Below are 18,502 nucleotides of genomic sequence, written 5' to 3' on the forward strand. Positions count from 1 at the left end.
CAGACGAAACTGAACCTCGAAAGGCAAGCATGCACACGGCCCGCTTCACCCTCGACCCCGCCTTCACAGTCGGCGAGGTCAACCCTCGCCTCTTCGGCAGCTTCGTAGAACACCTCGGCCGCTGCGTCTACACCGGCATCTTCGAACCCGACCACCCCACCGCCGACGACAAGGGCCTCCGCCAGGACGTCCTGGACCTCGTCCGCGAACTCGGCGTCACCGCCGTCCGCTACCCCGGCGGCAACTTCGTCTCCGGCTACAAGTGGGAGGACTCGGTCGGCCCCGCCGAAGACCGCCCCCGCCGCCTCGACCTCGCCTGGCACTCGACGGAGACCAACCGCTTCGGCCTCTCCGAGTACATCGACTTCCTCCGCAAGATCGGCCCCCAGGCCGAGCCGATGATGGCCATCAACCTCGGCACGCGCGGCGTCGCGGAGGCCCTGGAACTCCAGGAGTACGCCAACCACGCCGAGGGCACCGCCCTGTCCGACCTCCGCGTGTCGCACGGCGACAAGGACCCCTTCGGCATCCGCCTGTGGTGCCTCGGCAACGAGATGGACGGCCCCTGGCAGACCGGCCACAAGACCGCCGAGGAGTACGGCCGCGTCGCCGCCGAGACGGCCCGGGCCATGCGCCAGCTGGACCCCGGCGTCGAACTCGTCGCCTGCGGCTCCTCCAGCCAGTCCATGCCCACCTTCGCCGAGTGGGAGGCGACGGTCCTCAAGGAGACCTACGACCTCGTCGACTACATCTCTCTGCACGCCTACTACTGGCCCGAGAACGGCGACATCGACTCCTTCCTCGCCTCCGCCGTCGACATGGAGTCCTTCATCGCCAACGTCGTCGCGACCGCCGACCACGTGGGCGCCCGCCTGAAGTCGAAGAAGAAGATCAACCTTTCCTTCGACGAGTGGAACGTCTGGTACCTGCCCGAGTGGGAGGCCCGCGCCAAGACCTTCGAGCAGGACGACTGGCCCGAGGCCCCGCGCCTGCTGGAGGACAACTACAGCGTCACCGACGCCGTCGTCTTCGGCTCGCTCCTCATCGCCCTGCTCCGGCACGCCGACCGCGTCACGGTCGCCTGCCTCGCCCAGCTCGTCAACGTCATCGCGCCGATCATGACCGAGCCGGGCGGCCCGGCCTGGCGGCAGACCACGTTCTTCCCGTTCGCGCAGGCCTCGCGGTACGGCCGCGGCCAGGTCCTCGACGTCCGCGTGGACTCGCCGACGTACGAGACGAAGAAGTACGGCGAGACCGACCTGCTGCACGCCACCGCCGTGCGCGCCGAGGACGGCACGGTCACCGTCTTCGCCGTCAACCGCAGCCGTACCGACGCCCTGCCCCTGGAGGTCGCGCTGAACGGGCTCGACCTGTCGTCGGTCGTCGAGCACAGCGCCCTCGCGGACGCCGACCCCGACGCCCGCAACACGCTCGACGACCCCGAGCGGGTGGCCCCGCACGCGGTCGACGGCACAGCTCTCCAGGACGGCACGCTGAGCGCCGTCCTGGAGCCGCTGTCCTGGAACGTGATCCGGCTGGCGTAACCGGCCCCGGTCAGCGTTCGATGCGCGGCAGGGCGGTCGAGGACGGCGAGGTCGAGGTCGTCCCCACCGCCCAGTAGCCGTCCGAACCCGGCACCTTCGCCAGGGCGTTCATGACGACGGGGGTCGTGGCCACCGGCCCCCGCTCGCTCACCCAGGCCGTGCCGTCCCAGCGCAGGTAGTGGGCCCGGGTCTGGTCCCAGAAGTCCCACCCGGAGATGCGGTCGGGCCGCCCCTGCGCGTCGCCCACGATGCCGGACAGCATGCCGACGCCGAACGGTGCCTTGACGTACTCCCAGGAACTGCCGTCGCCGTGCAGCAGCCGGACGCCCGGTGGTTTGCCGGGCGGGCCGCCGATGCCGTAGTCGTAGCCCGTCAGCCAGATGTCGTCGCGGGCGACCGGGAGCAGCCCGGTGAAGCCGGCGCGGATGCCGCCGGGCGCCGGCAGCACGGTCCAGGCCGTTCCGTCCCAGCGGGCGACGAGCTCGGTGCCGTAGACCCAGATGTCGCCGCAGACCGCGCGGTGGATGCCGTAGGGCGGGATGGTGGTCGTGGCCGGGGGTGCCTCCAGCCAGGTCCACCTGCCCCGGTGGCCGTGCAGCAGCACCGAGCCGTCGCTGTTCCGGCCGGAGACCCAGACGTGGCCCCGGGGCCCGGTCGTGACGGCGGCGAGGGAGGTCCCGGTCGCCCCGCGCCCGGGATAGTCGGTCTCCCGCCAGGTCGGTCCGTCCCAGGCGAGGAGCCGGGCGGTGCCGGAGGTGTCGGAGCCGACGGCCCAGGCGGAGCCGTCGGACGTGGCGGCGACGGAGCCCAGATAGCCGCCGAAGCCGGGGTCGGTGCGCTGCCAGGCCGTGCCGTCCCACACGAGGGCCAGCGCCGTCCCCCGGACGCTGCCGCTGCGGCCCTCCTCGCCCACGGCCCAGGCGAGGCCGGGGCCCGCGGCCGCCACGCCGCGCAACTGCGCCGCGGGGGCGGCCTCCGGGGCCGTGACGGCCTGCCACTCGCGAGCCTCACTCAGGAGACCGGGAGCCGCCCAGGCCGTTCCGCCCCGCGCCGAGACGAGCCCGGCCCCGACCAGTCCGCCTAATCCACCGATGAAACGCCGTCTTCGCACGAGGTTCCCCTCCCTGTCGGCAGCCCTGAAGGGCCAACACGGTGAACCAGCCTGCCGGAGAAGGCAAGGCAGGGGGACGGCTCGATCCGGTCACACCGGTTGGACGGGCACCCCTCCGGCCGCCGCGCCCAGCAGCGTCAGCCGTACATCCCCCGGACCGGACGGTGTGGTCCCGTCGGACAGCACCGCCAACGCCAGTGTGTTGGCACCACGTGTGCGCAGGATCCCGTTCGGCAGCACGAACGTGTGCTGCGGCCCTACGTCGTTGATGTACTGGCCCATGTTCCAGCCGTTGAGGAAGATCTGGACGCGGTAGGCCCGGTCCGGGGCGTCGTCGAGGACGAGCCCGACGGAGGCGTCCACGCCCGGGGCGACGTCCAGCCGGAAGTCCGTGCGGTACCAGGTGACGCCCTGCCTCCGGCCGGCCCGGAGGGAGTCGGTCTCCGCCCAGTCCCCGTCCTCGTGCTCCGGCAGGTGCCAGCCCTCCCGCTCCCCGTACAGCCCGCCGTTGTTCATCGGCCCGCGCACGGGGTCGGGTGCGGACGCGCCCTGGATCCGCCACGTCACCCTTGGGGAGGCGCCCTCGAAGGTGACGGCGGTCAGTCCGCGCGCGGCCTTGTGCGTGTCGAGCGCCTTGCCGTCCATGTCGTGCTGCATCGGCCGGACCAGCACGGACAGGACATGGCGCTCGGGCCGCTCCTCACGGAACCTCTCCCGCAGCTTCTTCGGCAGGCCGAAGGCGGCCTTCGCCGTCCAAGTCCCCTGCCGCGCCCGCTCCTTGTCCGGCACCGGCATGCGGTGCGTGCCCAGCGGCTCGCCGTCCAGCCAGGCCATCAGCAGGCCCTGCGTGCCCGTGCTGTAGGAGAGGGACACGGACTCCAGGCCGCCCGCGCCCGTCCACTCGCCCCGGTACCAGACGTCGCCGTAGTGGAAGCCGTAGTCGTCGGCGAACAGGACGGGCTGCCCGTCGGGCACGGGGGTGGTGCTGAAGGACGTCTTCCGGTCGGCCGTCGTCCAGCCCGAGTCGTCGAAGTCGGGCGCGGCCTCCGGGTTCTCGGTCCGCCGCCGCCAGCCGTCCAGGGCGGGCAGGGCCGGCCGGGTCACACCGGGCAGCGGCTTCAGCGCCAGCAGGCTGCCGGAGGCGCTGATCCGGCAGGGGACCGGGCGCCCGTTCCACGTCATGTGCGTGATCCCGCGCGGCCCCCACACCTCCAGGCCGGTCGCGCCGATGGTGTCGCCGGTGAGGTGGACGGTGGAACCGCGCAGGGCGGCCGACCGCAGCAGGGCCGGGCCGTAGACCAGGACCGGGCCGGACGGCGTCTCGTACGGCCACAGCCGCAGGGCGGTGGCGTCGTCGGCGAACAGCACCAGCATCGGCGTGTCCACGCCGTCGCCCTCGACCCGCACCCGGCTCAGCCCGCCGGCGCCGAGCGGAGCCGTGATGTTCAGCTTGCCGAGGTTGTACGCCCAGGCGGGCTCCGCGTCCATCCGCATGGGCGTCGGCTCGTCCGCGCACTCCAGGACGACCTGCGCCATCTCGCCCCGGCGGCCCGCGAACACGGCGATGTCCTGCCGCCCCGCGGTCAGGCTCAGCATGGGCTGCACGGTGGAGTGCACCAGCGTCCGCTTCCCGAGCTTCAGCCCGGCGGCGAGCAGCTTGGCGTCCCGCGCCGGGACGGTGACCGGCACGTCGATCCCGGCGTCCGGCAGCGTGGCGGAGACCGCCTCGCCGGAGTCGTTGCGCAGGACGTAGACATGGGCGCCGGTGTCCGGGTTGGCCAGGTGGTAGACCTTGATCCGCTCGTCGGTGGCGCGCACGTCTTTCGCCCGGTTCAGCTTGGCCAGGTCGGGCACGTGCCGCAGCAACTGCCCGATCTGGTGCATCGGGGCGAGCTTGGGGGTGGCGTTGCGGGCCTCGTCGAAGGCGGCGCCGTAGTCGTACGAGGTGTAGACGGCCGGTGCGGGCAGCCAGCCCCAGGAGGTGCCGCCGTACGTCATGTAGACGTTGTGCAGCGTGATGCCGTTGGCGAGGTTGGTGAGGTAGAAGCGCCGCTCGTAGGCCGCGTCCCGGGTCCGGCGCGACTCGGCGTACCCCTTCCCGCCGAACCAGGATCCGCCCCACGGGTCGAACCAGCCCCCGCCGAACTCGGGCACGAACCCGGGGGTGCGCGGACTGGCCGTGGCCCCGCCCTTCGCCCCGCCGGCCCCGAAGTGCCCGCAGTCGGGCGGCACCTGGTCCGGCTCCGGATACCCGTCGAACCCGTACAGCCAGCGCCCCCTCTCGCCGCCGGTGCGGAACGACCCGGGCGCCCAGTACCCGTTCCGCCCCTTGTCGTTGTGGAACAGCGGTACGTCGATGCCGTCGGCGCGGACCTTCTCGTACAGGTACGACATGTAGGCGCGCCCGGTCGGCTCGTCGACGTGCGCGTCGTACTCGTTCTCGATCTGGTAGAGCAGGACCGTGCCGGTGCCCCGGGTGAACAGGCGTTTGGCAACGATGGCGTTGACGGCGGTCAGCCACTCGTCGACGTACCGCAGATACGTCGGGTCGGAGGTGCGGGCCCTGCCCTCGGTGGCGGTCAGCCAGCCGGGGAAGCCGCCGGCGTCGACCTCGGCGTTGATGTACGGGCCGGGCCGCAGGATCACGTACAACCCGGTCTCGGCGGCCGTGCGCAGGAACAGGTCCAGGTCGCGCACGCCGGTGAAGTCGTACCGCCCCGGGGCGGGGGAGTGGTAGTTCCAGGCGACGTACACGCTCACGGCGTTATAGCCATGGGCACGCATCTTCTCCAGCACGTCCCGCCACAGCGACGGGCTCGGCAGCCGGAAGGGGTGCATCTCGCCCGACCAGAGGGCCAGGCGCCGGCCGTCCACCAGCAGCGAGTACCGGTCGAAGCCGATCTCGTGTCGCCGGCCGTCCGCGCTCGGCACCGGGGGCGGCGGGCCCGTGGGCGCGGTCCGGGCCGGGTTGGCGGAGGTCGGCGACCCGCTGCCGGTCAGCGCGAAGCCGAGCGCCGCCGTGCCGGCGAGAGCGTGGAAGGTACGCCTGCTGAGCTCCAAGGGAGCGCCTCCTGTTGTGCTGCATGCCGTACGTGGTGCGCGTGAAAGGCACCTTATGCGCCCGGGGACACCACTCGCCCGGCGGGCGCGGCGGGCTGTGAAACACCGCCGGTGTGAATGGCCGGAGACCGACCTGGCCGGACCCCGCTCCGCTGCGTACGATGCGACCGCTCCCGACCTTCACGGCTCCTTCATGAAACGGTCACAGGTCGGGGGTGCGTGTGCTCGTCGCTTGACATGTGCATGGCAGCAACATGCGCATGCGCATGCCCATGACCTTTCCACCCCCCCCACGAACGGATGGGAGAACCATGGCCACCGGCCTGCTTCTGAGCGGCGCGATCGCCGCGCTCCTCACCAGCGCACTTCCCGCGCAATCCCCGTCCTCCGGGTTCGTCGACCCGCCGCCGGACAAGATCGTCATCAAGGTGGCCACGGTCAACGGCTCCGGCTGTCCGCAGGGCACGGCGGCGGTCGCCGTCTCCGAGGACAACACGGCCTTCACGGTGACCTACAGCGACTACCTCGCCCAGGCCGGCGGGGCCTCCGACCCGACCGCGTTCCGCAAGAACTGCCAGCTCAGCCTGATCGTCCACGTACCGCAGGGCTTCACGTACGCCATCGCCAGCGCCGACTACCGCGGCTTCGCCTCACTCCAGCGCGGCGCGAGCGCGACGCAGCGAGCCTCGTACTACTTCCAGGGCTCGCCCAGCACGGTGTCCAGGAACCACCCCTTCAGCGGCCCCTACAACGACAACTGGCAGGCCACCGACGAGACGGACTGGGCCCAACTCGTCTACGCACCCTGCGGAGTCCAGCGCAACTTCAACATCAACACCGAGATCCGGGTCAACGCCGGTACGCAGGCGGCCGACAAGGTCAGCTTCATGACGATGGACTCGACGGACGGGGACATCAGCACGGTGTACCACATGGCGTGGAAGGAGTGTCCGAAGAAGTCCTGACGGGGTGAGGGGCGGCCCGCAGACCGGCGGGCCGCCCCTCAGCCGGGGTGTTCCGTACCGGTCCGGGCCGGTCCCCTCCCGGCCAGTGCCGTCCCGGCCAGCAGGAAGGCGACGAGGCCCGACACCGGCATGTGCCCGCCCGGACGGTCGATCTCGTCGACGAAGGACAAGCAGAGCACCGCCCAGATCAGCCCACCGCCGACCATCAGCGCGGTGTTGCCGGCCTCTCGCATGACGCGCATCCCGGCCCCCAGCAGGAGGGGCATGAGAGCCCAGGAAGCGGACGTGGTCACCGTCCACTCGAAAACGCCGGCGAATATCGTCGCCTCGCCCGTCGCCGCTTTGTCGCGGGCCCAGGCGTAGCCGGCGGTCAGAATGGCGTGACAGACGGCGGTGGCGGCGGCGACGGTGACGGCGCCTTTGGCCAATCGTGTGTACCGCATGGCGGGCATCCTCCCTCTTCGCGGGCCGATGGGCCCAGACGCGTACGCCGGGGGCCGGAGCAGGAGCCGGCCCCCGGCGCCGGTCAGGAGATCGCCCTGATGCCCTGCCAGCCACCCGTGCCGACCACGACGGGCGGTCCGTGCGGGCCGCTCTTGCGTCCTGGCACGAACTCCGGGCCTGCCAGGGTGTCCGGATCGTGGTCCACACTAAGGTCCCCTGCGGTACCGGTGGGGGAGAAGACCACGGGCGGCAAGATGTGCTCTTCAAAGGTCAGTTACTCCCGGGAACAACACCCACCTGAGGGAGGTCGTCGAGGAAACCGGACGTTGTGCGACGGCCGGGCTTCCGGCGCGGCTGGCTGCAGGTAGAGATTGGACCGATATGAGCACCGAGCAGTTCCTGGTGAAGGCATTCGCGAGCCTCCTGGTTTCGATCGACCTGACGGACGATGACGACCTTGATCCTGACGTTGCCTCGCAGATCGTGGAGCCCATTGCTGCGATGGCTCGAGATCTTGAGCCCCCAGAGCGGGCGGAGCTCGCTTCTCTCATCCGAACAGCTGCCGATTCGGAGACCGATCCGGTGAGGCAGCGATCGATGCGCACCCTTCCTGAGGACATTGGATTGCTGGACGAGAACTGACGGAGGATGATCGGGCGATGAATGATGCAACACCGTTGGCCTCGGAGGCCGTTGTGGCACGCGTCCGGGCGTTCTTCGTGGGGCATTCCGTGGAGGTCGTCGACTGCGACGGGCCGGAACGGCGGGGGAAGGTATGGGTCGGGGATTCGTGAAATGCTGACATACTCCCGTCGCATCGGGAAAATCTAGGAGGAACCAATGGTGCTACGGCGCGAGGTGGCGGACTTGGTCGCGGCGGGACCATTCCCGAATGAGGATGCAGAGATCGAGGCCATCTCGGAAACCCAGAGGCTGCTCGAACGTATTCCAAAGCCGGTAACGGATGATGAGGCTCAGGCGCTAGCCACTCTTTTCGGGCCCGACAACTGTTTCGGACTGGCTTGGACGTTGCTGCATCTCATTGAAACCGCGCCTGGCGCCGGCTCCGCCCAGTACACGAAGCGGACCGACAATGAGTGGGTGCAGATGCTCAACGCGCGGGTCGAGGTCGGCCAGAGGTTCAAGGAAGCGACTTCCGATAGCTGATCAGTAGGAATTTCCGCAGAGAATTCCAGGGTTCGGGAGGGGCTTTGATTCCTCAAGTATGAGCTTTCTCGGCTGAACGTGCGTCCAGGGAAGGCGCCACGAGGTCCATTGGCGGCATTCTGTATCGAAGTTGGGCAATGGGATGTGACGGGCGAGTTCGCCCGCCGCGTCAGAAGCCTCGTCCGAGCCGGAGTTGAGGTGGATCTGCTACCTCAGTGGCGGACGCTCCGTAGTGGGTCCGTTGTTGGGTTCCACATGAGATTTGGCAGAGGCGGCAGTCCGTCGGTGTCTCGCTCGTTTGAAGCAAACATGAAGACCTGCCAGGCATCGCCGGGCAGGGCTTCTGCCCTGTGTCACGGAGCAGCACCGGCCGCGTCGTCCTGCACCGCAAACGGGCGGCGCTGCGCACTGCGGTGGGAGAAGGTGTGGTCATGGAGTTCTTCTGTTATCACCGTGATCGAGTCGGGTCCCTGCCGTTACGTCAGGAGTTGGGGGAAGCGCACTGGGCCTATATGGACCAGTACGAGGCGGAGTTGATCGCCCGTGGGCCGACCTTCGGGAGTGATGGCGAGACGCCCACCGGCAGTGTGCACATCGTCGACTTGCCGGATTCAGCGGCCGCGCGGACCTTCGCCTTCGATGAGCCCAACTATCAGGCCGGGGTGTACCGGGATGTGCTGCTGCGGCGGTGGCGCAACCTGCTGGGGCGGACCATGTGGGACTTTCCCGGCGGTTCGAGTGGCGGCACTCGATTCCTGGTGCTCGGATTCGGCTCGGGGCCGGCCGTCGACCTCGACATGCCGTACGACCGGGACGAGCTGATCGCGTACGGGCCCCTGCTGTCCGACGACGGTGACGTGTGGGTGGGTACGGCTGCGCTGGTCCGGGCCCCGGATACGGAGGCGGCACGTGGAGTGCTGACCCGGGGCCGGTATGCCGACGTCGAGGTCCACGCGTGGGCGTTCGGTGGGCGGCGGTGAGAGTACCGCGCGGCTGGCCGCACTGGTCCCCCGGAGCTCAGCGTCCGAGCCTCGGGGCCGGTGGATTGGCGCGGTGCTCGGTCGGGGTGATGCCGCGCTTGCGTTTGAAGGCGGCGCCAGCGCGAGGCGTTGGCATGGGCCGACCTCGCGGGGAGAACGCCCGAGGGCTGTCCCACGAATGATTTCCCGCAGCGCGGACACGGCCCGGGCCTCAGCTGCGGCGGCCTGGACCCACCCCGGCCAGCCCTGTCCCGAGAAGGACACGAGCATCGTCCAGTGGGCAAGAAACCGTGGAACGAGTCCGACTCCGTGATGAGCGAGTTCTACGCAGGTTTCGCCGAGAAAAGGTAGGTAGGTTGCACATGTTGCTGATGGGCGCGTTGCTGACTGCGAGTCTGGTCACCGCGTCGGTGGGCATCGTGGTGGTTTTCATCCTGCTGAGCCACCCACCGCTGCCTGCGCCCAGAATCTACGCGCTTGTCGCCCTGATCCTGGCTGCATCGGCGGTGGCGGTGTACTGCTACGGCTGGTTCTCCGTCACCACGGGAGGGCCTTTCCCCGAACTGTGCACGAGCCGGAACGACGCCGGCGCCGACTTGGCGGCCACCAAGCAACAGTACTGGCCCCTTCGAAACGCCTGCGTGTACTCCGACGGGTCGACCGTGGAGTACGTCTCGATGCCGGTCACCGTGTTCGTATGGCTGCTGGCAGGTGCCGCCCTCGCTTCGGCAGGCACCTCCGTATACCTGCGCGACCGAGACAGAAGAACTTCTGGAGTGATCTCGTGAACACCGATTCCTCGCACTCAACTCTCCTGTCGGCATGCTGGCTTCATCCCTCCGCCCGCTTGACCTTCACACCGGTCTGAAGGTCGAGGATTCCTCCACGGCTGCCAACCCCCTTGGAGGAAGCGCACGATGAAGAACCAGGATGACGCGAACCGCACCCCTGTGACGGTCCTGGGCCTCGGACTGATGGGCCAGGCACTCGCCGGCGCGTTACTGCGCGCCGGGCATCCCACGACCGTGTGGAACCGCACGGCCGCGAAGGCCGGTCCGCTGGTCGCCCAGGGCGCGCGACTCGCCGGGTCGGTCCGGGACGCCGTCACGGCCGGACCCCTCCTGATCGTCTGCGTCTCGGACTACGACGCCGTGCACGAACTCCTCGACCCGCTGGACGAGGTCCTGGAAGGCCGGACCCTGGTGAACCTGACCTCGGGTACGTCACGGAGTGCCCGCGAGACCGCCGAGTGGGCGGCACGGCGGGGCGTCACCTACCTCGACGGTTCGATCATGGCCGTGCCCGAGGCCATCGGCACGGCGGACTCCGTCCTCGTCCACAGCGGGCCGCGCCCGGCCTTCGACCTGTACGAGCCGACCCTGCGCAGCCTCGGCGCGGCCATGTACCTCGATGCCGACCACGGCCTGTCGTCGCTCCACGAGACGGCCGTCGTGGGCCTGATGTACAGCACGCTGAACGGCTTCCTTCAGGGGGCCGCCATGCTCGGTGCGGCGGGAGTGAACGCCGAGGCGTTCGCCCCGATCGCGAAGACGGCCACCGGGATGGTGGTCGACTGGTTCGCCGGATACGGGCGGCAGATCGACGACGGCACGTACCCGGCCCTCGACGCCACCCTCGACACGCATCTGGCCGCCATGGAGAACGTCATCCACGAGAGCGAGTTCCTCGGTGTCAGCACCGACCTGCCGAGGTTCGTCAAGGCCCTCGCCGACCGGTCCGTGTCGGACGGGCACGGCGCCGACAGCTACGCGGCACTGATCGAGCAGTTCCGCACATCCTCGTCATAGGCTGCGCTGATCACCGTGGAGAGGAGATCCTCGTGTCGGGTCAGGTCGTACTCGAGGTGGCTCAGTGGCAGGGGTCCGGGTCGGCGACCGCCGGGCGGTTGCGCAGTGGTGCTGCCCGGCTTGCCGAACTGATGCCCGGAGGCCGGCGACGCACGGTCGCGCTCGACGGCGGCGTCGGGAACGCGCGGGGCGGCGTACGGAACGCCGACGTGCTGGAGCGGCACCTGCACGCAGTGCGCGAGGCACTGGCCGAGGTCCCGCCGGGTGACACGATCGTGACCATCGGCGGCGACTGCGGAGTCGATCTCGCCCCCGTCGAGACCGCGCTCTCCGTGTTCGGGGACCGGCTGGCGCTGGTGTGGTTCGACGCGCACGCAGATCTCAACACACCGGAGTCGTCGCCGTCCGGGGCGTTCCACGGCATGGTGCTGCGCGCGCTCATCGGCGACGGACCGGAGGGCCTGCGACCCGTGCGGAGCCTGTCGGCCGACCGCGTGGTGCTGGCGGGGGCCCGGTCACTGGACCAGGGCGAGCGGGACCTCGTCGAGCGTCGTGGCATCCGGCACGTCGGCGTCGAGCAGCTGACCGAACCGGGTCCGCTCCTGACCGCGGTGCGCGCGACCGGCGCCGAGGCGGTCTACGTCCACATCGACCTCGACGTCCTCGACCCGCGGGTCTTCCCGGCCGTCGGCACACCGGAACCCGGGGGTCTCGACATCGACGACCTGCTGGGAGCGGTGCGGGCACTGACGGGGGAATTCACGCTTGCCGGCATCGCGCTGACCGAGTACGAGCGGACGGAAGGCGCCGGTCAGGAGGAGGCCGCACTGCGGCGGATCGTCGACGGGCTGTTCGGGGCCGCCCGACGCTGAGCAGCGAAGCGGGCGGCTCGACAGTCACTTGGCGGCGTGCGTGAGGAAAGCGGACCAGGCGGTGGGGGAGAGGTGGAGTTCGGGACCCTGCCGGTTCTTCGAGTCCCGGATGTGGATCGTTTCCGGGCAGGTGGCGACCTCCAGGCAGTCGCCCGAAGCGCTGCTGCTGTAGCTCGACTTGAACCAGGCCAGTTCGCTGGTGTTCATAGGTCTCCTCGCATGCGCTGCAGCAGGCTCACGGAGTCTTCGAGGGAGAGAGCCTGTGCACGCATCCTGGCATACCTCCTCTGGAGCACGCTGACCACTTTCCGGTCGGTGACGAGCTGGCCGCTCTCTTGCCCTTCGAGGTAGGCGAACCACTGGTTCTCCGGTGTTTCCAGAAGGTGGAAAGGGCCTTGGAGTCCCGAGTGGGATTCGCGTACGAGCGGCATCACCTGGATCTCGACGTTGCGGAGCTGGGAGATCTCCAGCACGTGGTCGGTGAGATCCCGCGTTACTGCCCTGCCGCCTGTGCGCCGCAGGAACGCGTGCTCCTCGACGATGAAGCTGAACGCGGTGTTCGGTCGCTCCCACAGCAGCTTCTGCCGCTCGGCTCGTGCTGCCCACCGTTCCTCGATCTGCTGGTCGGCGAGCGGCGGCAGGTTGTCAGCGGCCAGCGCCCGTACGTAAGCCTGCGTTTGCAGCAGGCCGGGGACCATACGGCACTCGTACGTGCACATGGTGATCGCGGTCCGCTCCAGCGCAGCCCACCGCCGAAACCAAGCCGCCAACCCCGGCTGCCGCTCCAGACACCCCGCCGCCTTCTGCAACGCCCCCGTCCTCCCGAACACCTCCTCCGCGCGCTGCACGAACTCGGGATCCGGCATCCGCCTCCCCAACTCCACAGAAGCCACCGTGTGCTTCGAGAACCGCACCAGCTCCCCGAACTCCTCCCGGCTCAACCCCGCGTGTTCGCGCAAGCCCTGGACCACCGCCCCGAACGTCCGCAGACTGTCCGACGACTCCGGCTCGCCACCCGTGCCCGTCCCCACCATGCCATCGACCACTGTCGGTCACCTCCCGGAGGCATGGTTACGGGACGTCACCAGTACTGTCCAGTGCGTCACCGCGTATGCTGCCGCAGCGTACGCGGCGTCAGCCTGGAGAATCGCCCTTCCCGGTGGCCAGATTGGGCGCATGACGTCACAGTCCACCTCCCGAAGTCCGGTTACCGTACGTGTGTTCAGTCAGCGCCTCAGCTCCACCCCACGCGGCGCCCGCCTCGCCCGCAACCTCGCGCTGAATCAGCTGCACACCTGGGGCATCCCCTACGGAACGGACGTCTCCGACGCGGTCGGCGCGATCGTGGCCGAGCTGGCGGCCAACGCCGTGCTGCACGGGCGCGTGCCGGGACGCGACTTCGAGCTGCGGCTGGCGCTCCTCGCGGGCGGCGTCCGGGTGGAGGTGGCCGACACCCGCAGTGGGCCGCCGCGTCCGCCTGCTCCTGGCGCCGTGCGGCCGCCCCGCCCCCTCGACGAGCACGGCCGGGGATTCGTCCTGGTCGACGCGCTCGCCGATCGGTGGGAAGTGCTCGACCGTGAGCCGCCCGGCAAGACCGTGCGTGCGGAGGTCGATCTGCCGCAGTGGATTGCGGAGCGGATCTCGAAATGACCGGCACCCCCTCGGTGTTGGCGATGTCATGACTGACAGACCGACGCCCCGCCTCCTGTCCGACGAAGCCCTCTCCGACCTGCTCGCCACCCAGCAGTTCGGCACGCTCGCCACCGTCAAGCGAAGTGGCCACCCCATCTGAGGGTCGTTCGCCGTCGCCGAGGGGGAGGCCGAGATCTCGGAGGTCACGACGGTCCCCGGCGACGCGGTCGGCCGGGAGTTGCTCGCGATGATCCCGGCGGGCGCCGCACCGGAGGACGAGGACGAGTTCCTTCGGCAACTGGTCGACGAGCGGCGGGTCGTCATCCGGTTGAGGGTGGACCGGCTGTACGGGACGGCGCTCGATGTCAAGGGATAGGGGTGCGTGCGGCACACCGGCCAATGCCGGCCTCGGTGGCGGAGAGGCCGGGTACATCGACGGCCATCACGTGACGTACTACGGTCTGGGTCTTCCGACCGGCTGATTCCCGGAGAGCGGCGAGAGTCCCGGGGAGGGATTCCGGGATTCCGGGGGTTTTCTTCCCCGGGGCGCGGTCGTTACTGCGCGGACCATTGACGCGCAAGGGGTTCGATTCTACGGTCCGTTCGAACTTGCGATCGCTGTTCGAGATGTCGGACAGCGTTGTCACCCCCACCGCAAGGAGGACCTGCATGAGCCGCAGTCCCCGTACACCCCGCACCCTCCGCAGGCGAACCGCCCTGTTCGCCCTCCCCGCCGCAGCCCTGCTCGCCCTGATCCCGAGTACGGCGTCGGCGTACCCCAACCCCGGCCGCGTCACCGGCGACATCGTCACCCACGACCCGTCGATGATCCGCACCTCGTCCGGCCAGTACCTGCTCTACGCCACCGGCGGCGGCATCTCCCACAAGACCAGCAGCGACCGCACCGCCTTCAGAAACGGCGCCGACGCCTTCTCCAGCAGGCCGAGCTGGTGGCGGAACTACTCGTCCGTCCCGGAGGCCTGGGCGCCGGACATCTCGTACCAGGGCGGCAGGTACCTGATGTACTACTCCGTCTCGAAGTTCGGCTCGAACACGTCCGCCATCGGCCTCGCGACCTCCAGCACCGGCCAGCCGGGCAGCTGGACCGACCAGGGGACCGTCTACACCTCGAACTCCTCCAGCGACTTCAACGCCATCGACCCGAACCTCTTCGTGAACGACGACGGCAAGTGGTGGCTGTCCTTCGGCAGTTGGTGGACCGGCATCAAGATGATCCAGATCAACCCGTCCACCGGGAAGCAGCTCAGCTCCAACACCGCCCGGTACTCGCTCGCCTCCCGGCCGACCGGGACCAAGGCCGTCGAGGCGCCCTTCATCGTGAAGCGGAACGGCTACTACTACCTCTTCGCCTCGTACGACACCTGCTGCAACGGGACCAGTTCGACGTACAAGGTCAAGGTCGGGCGCGCGTCCAGCATCACCGGGCCGTACCGCGACAAGAACGGCGTCGACCTGATGAACAACGGCGGCACGCCCGTCCTGGAGTCGCACGGCAGCGTCATCGGCCCCGGCGGCCAGTCGATCCTGAAGGACGTCGACGGCGACCTGATCGTCTACCACTACTACGACGGCAACGACAACGGCACGCCCAAGCTGGGCATCAACCTTCTGAACTGGAGCAGCGGATGGCCCGTCGCCTACTGACCCTGCTGGCGGCCCTGTTGCTCGCGATAGGGCTCGGCCAGCCCTCCGCGAGCGCCGCCTCGTTCACGAACCCGGTCAAGTCCGTCAAGGGCGCCGATCCCTGGATCTCGTACCACGACGGCAACTACTACCTGGTGACGACGAGCTGGACCGACGTCATCACCATCCGCAAGTCCGCCACCCTCGCAGGGCTCTCCACCGCCCCCAGCGTGCAGGTCTGGAAGGGCGACGCGGCCTCCCGCTGCTGCAACATCTGGGCGCCCGAGCTGCACTTCCTCAACGGCCGCTGGTACCTGTACTACGTGGCCGGGCAGAACGTGTCCGACTACAACCCGACGCAGCGCAGCCATGTCCTGGAGAGCGCGGGGTCCGACCCCATGGGGCCGTACACCTACAAGGGCCAGCTCAGCAACGTGTGGATGCTGGACCCGAGCGTGCTCAACGTGGGCGGCCGGCTGTACATGCTCGGCAGCGCCATCACGGGCGGGACGCAGAACCTCGTCATCGCCCCGATGTCCAACCCGTACACCGTCAGCGGCGCCTACTCCACGATCTCGACACCGACGCACGCCTGGGAACGCCAGGGCGGCACGGTCAACGAGGGCGCGGAGGTGCTCCAGCGCAACGGCCGTACCTTCCTCATCTACTCGGCCAGCGGCTGCTGGACGCCCGACTACAAGCTGGGCCAGCTGGAACTGACCGGCTCCAACCCGCTCTCCGCCTCGTCCTGGACGAAGAAGTCCACGCCCGTCTTCCAGCGCAACGACGCCAACGGGGTGTACGGGCCCGGCCACAACGGCTTCTTCACCTCACCCGACGGCCGTGAGAACTGGATCGTCTACCACGCCAACGACTCCGCCTCCGAGGGCTGCGACAACGGCCGCACGACCCGGGCCCAGAAGTTCACCTGGAACTCCGACGGCACCCCGAACTTCGGCACCCCGGTCCGCCTGGGCGCCTCCCTCGCCGGGCCGTCCGGGGAGCCGTCCAGCGCCTCGACGACGTACACCGTCAGCAACCGCAACAGCGGCAAGTGCCTGGACGTGGCGGGCGGTTCGTCGGCGGACGGTGCCAACGTCATGCAGTACACCTGCAACGGCAACGCCAACCAGCGCTGGCGCCTGGAGGACCTCGGCGACGACACCCACCGCCTGGTCAACGTCGCCACCGGCAAGGTCCTCGACACCGCCGACTGCTCCGCCGCCGACGGCGCCGACCTGCGCCAGTGGTCCTGGCTGAACAACACCTGCCAGCGCTACCAGTTCGTCGCGACGGACGGCGGCTATGTCCGCATCGTCAACAAGGCCACCGGGAAGGTAGCCGACGTGACCAACTGCGCAACGACGGACAGTGCGGACGTACGCCAGTGGTCCTGGCTGAACAACACCTGCCAGCAGTGGAAACTGACGGCAGTTTAAGTACTCAGGGGCGCGGGGAACTGCGCGACCAGCCACAACCCACCCCGCACCCGCCGAACTACCCGGCCTGCCCCATCCCCGCCGCGTTGGGCCAACTCTGCGCGGCGGGCCACCCGGTGGCAGGCGCGGGCGAAAGCCCGTTGGTCCCCCGGACCTGCGCCGCGGTAAGCCCGCCCCGGGCGGGAACCCCAGGCGGCGTAGGCCCGGTAGCCGCAGGCATCGGAGCCGGAGCAGGAGCAGGAGGAACCGGCATCTGCGCCGCCGGAGCAAACGGCTGCGCCGGCGCAACCATGGGCTGAGGCACCTGCTGCGGCACCGACTGCGGCACCTGCTGAGGCACGGGCTGCGGAGCCACCGGCATCGGCTGAGGCGCCGCAGGCACAGGCATAGGCGCCGCCGGCATCGGCATCCCACCACCGTTGCCACCCGCCGGCACGGCGGACGCGGCGGCGGGGAGCGGCATGCCGGTGCCGGCGGCTGCCGGTGCGGCGCCAGGCCCCGGGACACCGGCACCGCTGCCGGCGCCCGCTCCCATGGCCTGTGCCGCAAGCCCCCGCATCCCCGACCCGTTCGTCTCGCTCACCAGACGGTCCACGGCCGCCGTACCCGAGCTGTAGCTGGTCCCGTTGCCCAGCTCGGGTACGGCGGCTCCCCTCCTGGACGTCCCGTAGAGCACCTGTTCCAGGCCGGACACCAGGCGACGCACGTCCACCTGGGGGCGCACCACGAGCCGCAGGAAGCGGCTGGACGAACCGATCTTGTTGCCGCACTCGCGGACCAGGATCCGGTGCTCGGTGAGCATCCGGTCCCGGACCACGGTGCCCTCGGCGCCCACGGGGAGGCGCACGAAGAGGAAGTTGCCCTGCGACGGGTAGACCGTCAGCCCCGGCAGGGAGGAGAGCTGGCTGGCCATGTCGAGCCGGTCGCGGCGCACCTGCTGGAGGCTCTGCGCGTACTCGGCGCCGTGCTCCTTGAGCATGAAGACGACGTGCTCGGCGAAGGAGTTGAGGTTCCACTTGGGGAGCATCGAGCGGACGCGCCCGGCGAGGGCCGGGTTGGCGACGAGGTAGCCGAAGCGGATGCCGTGCAGGCCGAAGTTCTTGCCGAGGCTGCGCAGCACGACCACGTTGGGCCGCAGCATGGCTTCCTGGACGACGGACGGTTCGGCTTCGGCGTCCGCGAACTCCAGGAACGACTCGTCGATGACGATCAGGTCCAGGTCGGCCATGGCGTCCATGAACTGCACGACGGCGTGCTTGTGCAGGAAGCCGCCGTCGGGGTTGTTCGGGTTGCAGATGACGGCGACGCGGGTGCCGCGGGCGCGGATGAACTCGGCGTACTGCGCGAGGTCGAGGGCGAAGCCGCTGGACTCCTGGAGCGGGAACATGTCGACCCGCTTGCCGGTCTCCATCGGCTGGTCGGTCCAGCGGCCGAAGGTGGGGACGGGCACGGCGAGGGACTCGCGGACCAGCAGGTGGTCGATCCAGGTGATGAGCTCGGTCGAGCCGTTGCCCATCGCCACGCACTGCGGCGGCAGCTGGAGTAGGCTGCACAGCTCGGCCGTGATGGTGTCGGCGCTGCTCGGGTAGTACGTGATGATGTCGCGCAGCTTGCCGGCCATGTCCTCGAACATGGCGGGGGTGGGGAAGTACGGGTTGCAGGGGATACAGAAGTCCACGGGCCCGGCTCCGTCGCCGCCCTCCCGTGTCAGAGCCGCCATCGACGGGCTGTGAGCCGCGGTACTGCGGAACAGCGACGTGACGTTGTCGGCCATGGAACCTCCGTATGAGGCGGGTCCGTTGGGGACGGCCGGACCCGACGTTTAAGGGCGGCCCG

General features: G+C 69.5%; 18 protein-coding genes and 1 pseudogene. 12 read left to right on the forward strand and 7 right to left on the reverse strand.

Annotated features, from left to right (window positions below; all coding sequences use genetic code 11):
* Window positions 1–29 precede the first annotated feature (29 nt).
* Complete coding sequence (arfA, locus tag IE255_RS03475; RefSeq protein ID WP_190048590.1) at window positions 30–1,544, forward strand: arabinosylfuranosidase ArfA; 1,515 nt, start codon at window positions 30–32, stop codon at window positions 1,542–1,544.
* A 10-nt stretch (window positions 1,545–1,554) separates the two neighbouring features.
* Here arfA and IE255_RS03480 read toward each other — a convergent pair whose 3' ends face one another.
* Together IE255_RS03480 and IE255_RS03485 are read right to left on the reverse strand one after the other, a co-directional pair.
* Window positions 1,555–2,655 carry an NHL repeat-containing protein gene (locus IE255_RS03480; protein WP_229906268.1) on the reverse strand — a complete coding sequence of 367 codons (1,101 nt, stop codon included), beginning with the start codon at window positions 2,653–2,655 and terminating at the stop codon, window positions 1,555–1,557.
* Window positions 2,656–2,745: 90 nt separating this feature from the next.
* Complete coding sequence (locus tag IE255_RS03485; RefSeq protein WP_190048591.1) at window positions 2,746–5,715, reverse strand: glycoside hydrolase family 35 protein; 2,970 nt, start codon at window positions 5,713–5,715, stop codon at window positions 2,746–2,748.
* A gap of 311 nt (window positions 5,716–6,026) precedes the next feature.
* Here IE255_RS03485 and IE255_RS03490 point away from each other — a divergent pair, with 311 nt between their 5' ends.
* Entirely contained in the window at window positions 6,027–6,680 is a 654-nt protein-coding gene (locus tag IE255_RS03490; protein WP_190048592.1) for a DUF4360 domain-containing protein, read from the forward strand.
* A gap of 38 nt (window positions 6,681–6,718) precedes the next feature.
* Here IE255_RS03490 and IE255_RS03495 read toward each other — a convergent pair whose 3' ends face one another.
* Together IE255_RS03495 and IE255_RS39865 are read right to left on the reverse strand one after the other, a co-directional pair.
* On the reverse strand, window positions 6,719–7,123 hold the full coding sequence (locus IE255_RS03495) for a hypothetical protein (RefSeq protein WP_190048593.1): 405 nt from the start codon (window positions 7,121–7,123) through the stop codon (window positions 6,719–6,721).
* A gap of 83 nt (window positions 7,124–7,206) precedes the next feature.
* A complete protein-coding gene (locus IE255_RS39865) occupies window positions 7,207–7,329 on the reverse strand; it encodes a hypothetical protein (RefSeq protein WP_267974707.1) in 123 nt (40 codons plus the stop codon).
* A 176-nt stretch (window positions 7,330–7,505) separates the two neighbouring features.
* On the opposite strand from IE255_RS39865, the gene IE255_RS03500 reads away from it, so the two are divergent.
* From IE255_RS03500 to IE255_RS03525, 6 genes are all read left to right on the forward strand, one after another.
* Window positions 7,506–7,766: a hypothetical protein gene (locus IE255_RS03500; protein ID WP_190048594.1), complete on the forward strand. Its 261-nt coding sequence runs from the start codon at window positions 7,506–7,508 to the stop codon at window positions 7,764–7,766.
* 198 nt (window positions 7,767–7,964) lie between these two features.
* Entirely contained in the window at window positions 7,965–8,291 is a 327-nt protein-coding gene (locus IE255_RS03505; RefSeq protein WP_190048595.1) for a hypothetical protein, read from the forward strand.
* A 431-nt stretch (window positions 8,292–8,722) separates the two neighbouring features.
* Window positions 8,723–9,271, forward strand: a complete 549-nt coding sequence (locus tag IE255_RS03510; RefSeq protein WP_190048596.1) for a YciI family protein — start codon at window positions 8,723–8,725, stop codon at window positions 9,269–9,271.
* A 362-nt stretch (window positions 9,272–9,633) separates the two neighbouring features.
* Window positions 9,634–10,059 carry a hypothetical protein gene (locus tag IE255_RS03515; RefSeq protein ID WP_229906269.1) on the forward strand — a complete coding sequence of 142 codons (426 nt, stop codon included), beginning with the start codon at window positions 9,634–9,636 and terminating at the stop codon, window positions 10,057–10,059.
* 129 nt (window positions 10,060–10,188) lie between these two features.
* Entirely contained in the window at window positions 10,189–11,079 is an 891-nt protein-coding gene (locus tag IE255_RS03520; protein ID WP_190048598.1) for an NAD(P)-dependent oxidoreductase, read from the forward strand.
* A gap of 32 nt (window positions 11,080–11,111) precedes the next feature.
* A complete protein-coding gene (locus IE255_RS03525; RefSeq protein WP_190048599.1) occupies window positions 11,112–11,951 on the forward strand; it encodes an arginase family protein in 840 nt (279 codons plus the stop codon).
* A 24-nt stretch (window positions 11,952–11,975) separates the two neighbouring features.
* On the opposite strand, the gene IE255_RS03530 is transcribed toward IE255_RS03525, so the two are convergent.
* Together IE255_RS03530 and IE255_RS03535 are read right to left on the reverse strand one after the other, a co-directional pair.
* On the reverse strand, window positions 11,976–12,158 hold the full coding sequence (locus IE255_RS03530; protein ID WP_190048600.1) for a DUF397 domain-containing protein: 183 nt from the start codon (window positions 12,156–12,158) through the stop codon (window positions 11,976–11,978).
* A complete protein-coding gene (locus IE255_RS03535; protein ID WP_229906270.1) occupies window positions 12,155–12,997 on the reverse strand; it encodes a helix-turn-helix domain-containing protein in 843 nt (280 codons plus the stop codon). Before IE255_RS03535 ends, IE255_RS03530 begins: the two co-directional genes overlap by 4 nt.
* Before the next feature lie 130 nt (window positions 12,998–13,127).
* On the opposite strand from IE255_RS03535, the gene IE255_RS03540 reads away from it, so the two are divergent.
* The 4 genes and pseudogenes from IE255_RS03540 (at window position 13,128) to IE255_RS03555 (ending at window position 16,666) form a co-directional block, all read left to right on the forward strand.
* Window positions 13,128–13,601: an ATP-binding protein gene (locus tag IE255_RS03540; RefSeq protein ID WP_190048601.1), complete on the forward strand. Its 474-nt coding sequence runs from the start codon at window positions 13,128–13,130 to the stop codon at window positions 13,599–13,601.
* A gap of 28 nt (window positions 13,602–13,629) precedes the next feature.
* Window positions 13,630–13,959: pseudogene (locus IE255_RS03545) on the forward strand (pyridoxamine 5'-phosphate oxidase family protein).
* 293 nt (window positions 13,960–14,252) lie between these two features.
* The gene (locus IE255_RS03550) at window positions 14,253–15,248 is read left to right on the forward strand and encodes an arabinan endo-1,5-alpha-L-arabinosidase (protein WP_190048602.1); all 996 of its coding nucleotides are present in this window, start codon (window positions 14,253–14,255) and stop codon (window positions 15,246–15,248) included.
* On the forward strand, window positions 15,230–16,666 hold the full coding sequence (locus tag IE255_RS03555) for a family 43 glycosylhydrolase (protein WP_190048603.1): 1,437 nt from the start codon (window positions 15,230–15,232) through the stop codon (window positions 16,664–16,666). The genes IE255_RS03550 and IE255_RS03555 overlap by 19 nt, the downstream gene beginning before the upstream one ends.
* A gap of 58 nt (window positions 16,667–16,724) precedes the next feature.
* On the opposite strand, the gene IE255_RS03560 is transcribed toward IE255_RS03555, so the two are convergent.
* A complete protein-coding gene (locus IE255_RS03560; RefSeq protein WP_190048604.1) occupies window positions 16,725–18,440 on the reverse strand; it encodes a pyridoxal phosphate-dependent aminotransferase in 1,716 nt (571 codons plus the stop codon).
* Window positions 18,441–18,502 lie beyond the last annotated feature (62 nt).

It is taken from the genome of Streptomyces lomondensis (assembly GCF_014651035.1).
Classification (GTDB): Bacteria; Actinomycetota; Actinomycetes; order Streptomycetales; family Streptomycetaceae; genus Streptomyces; species Streptomyces lomondensis.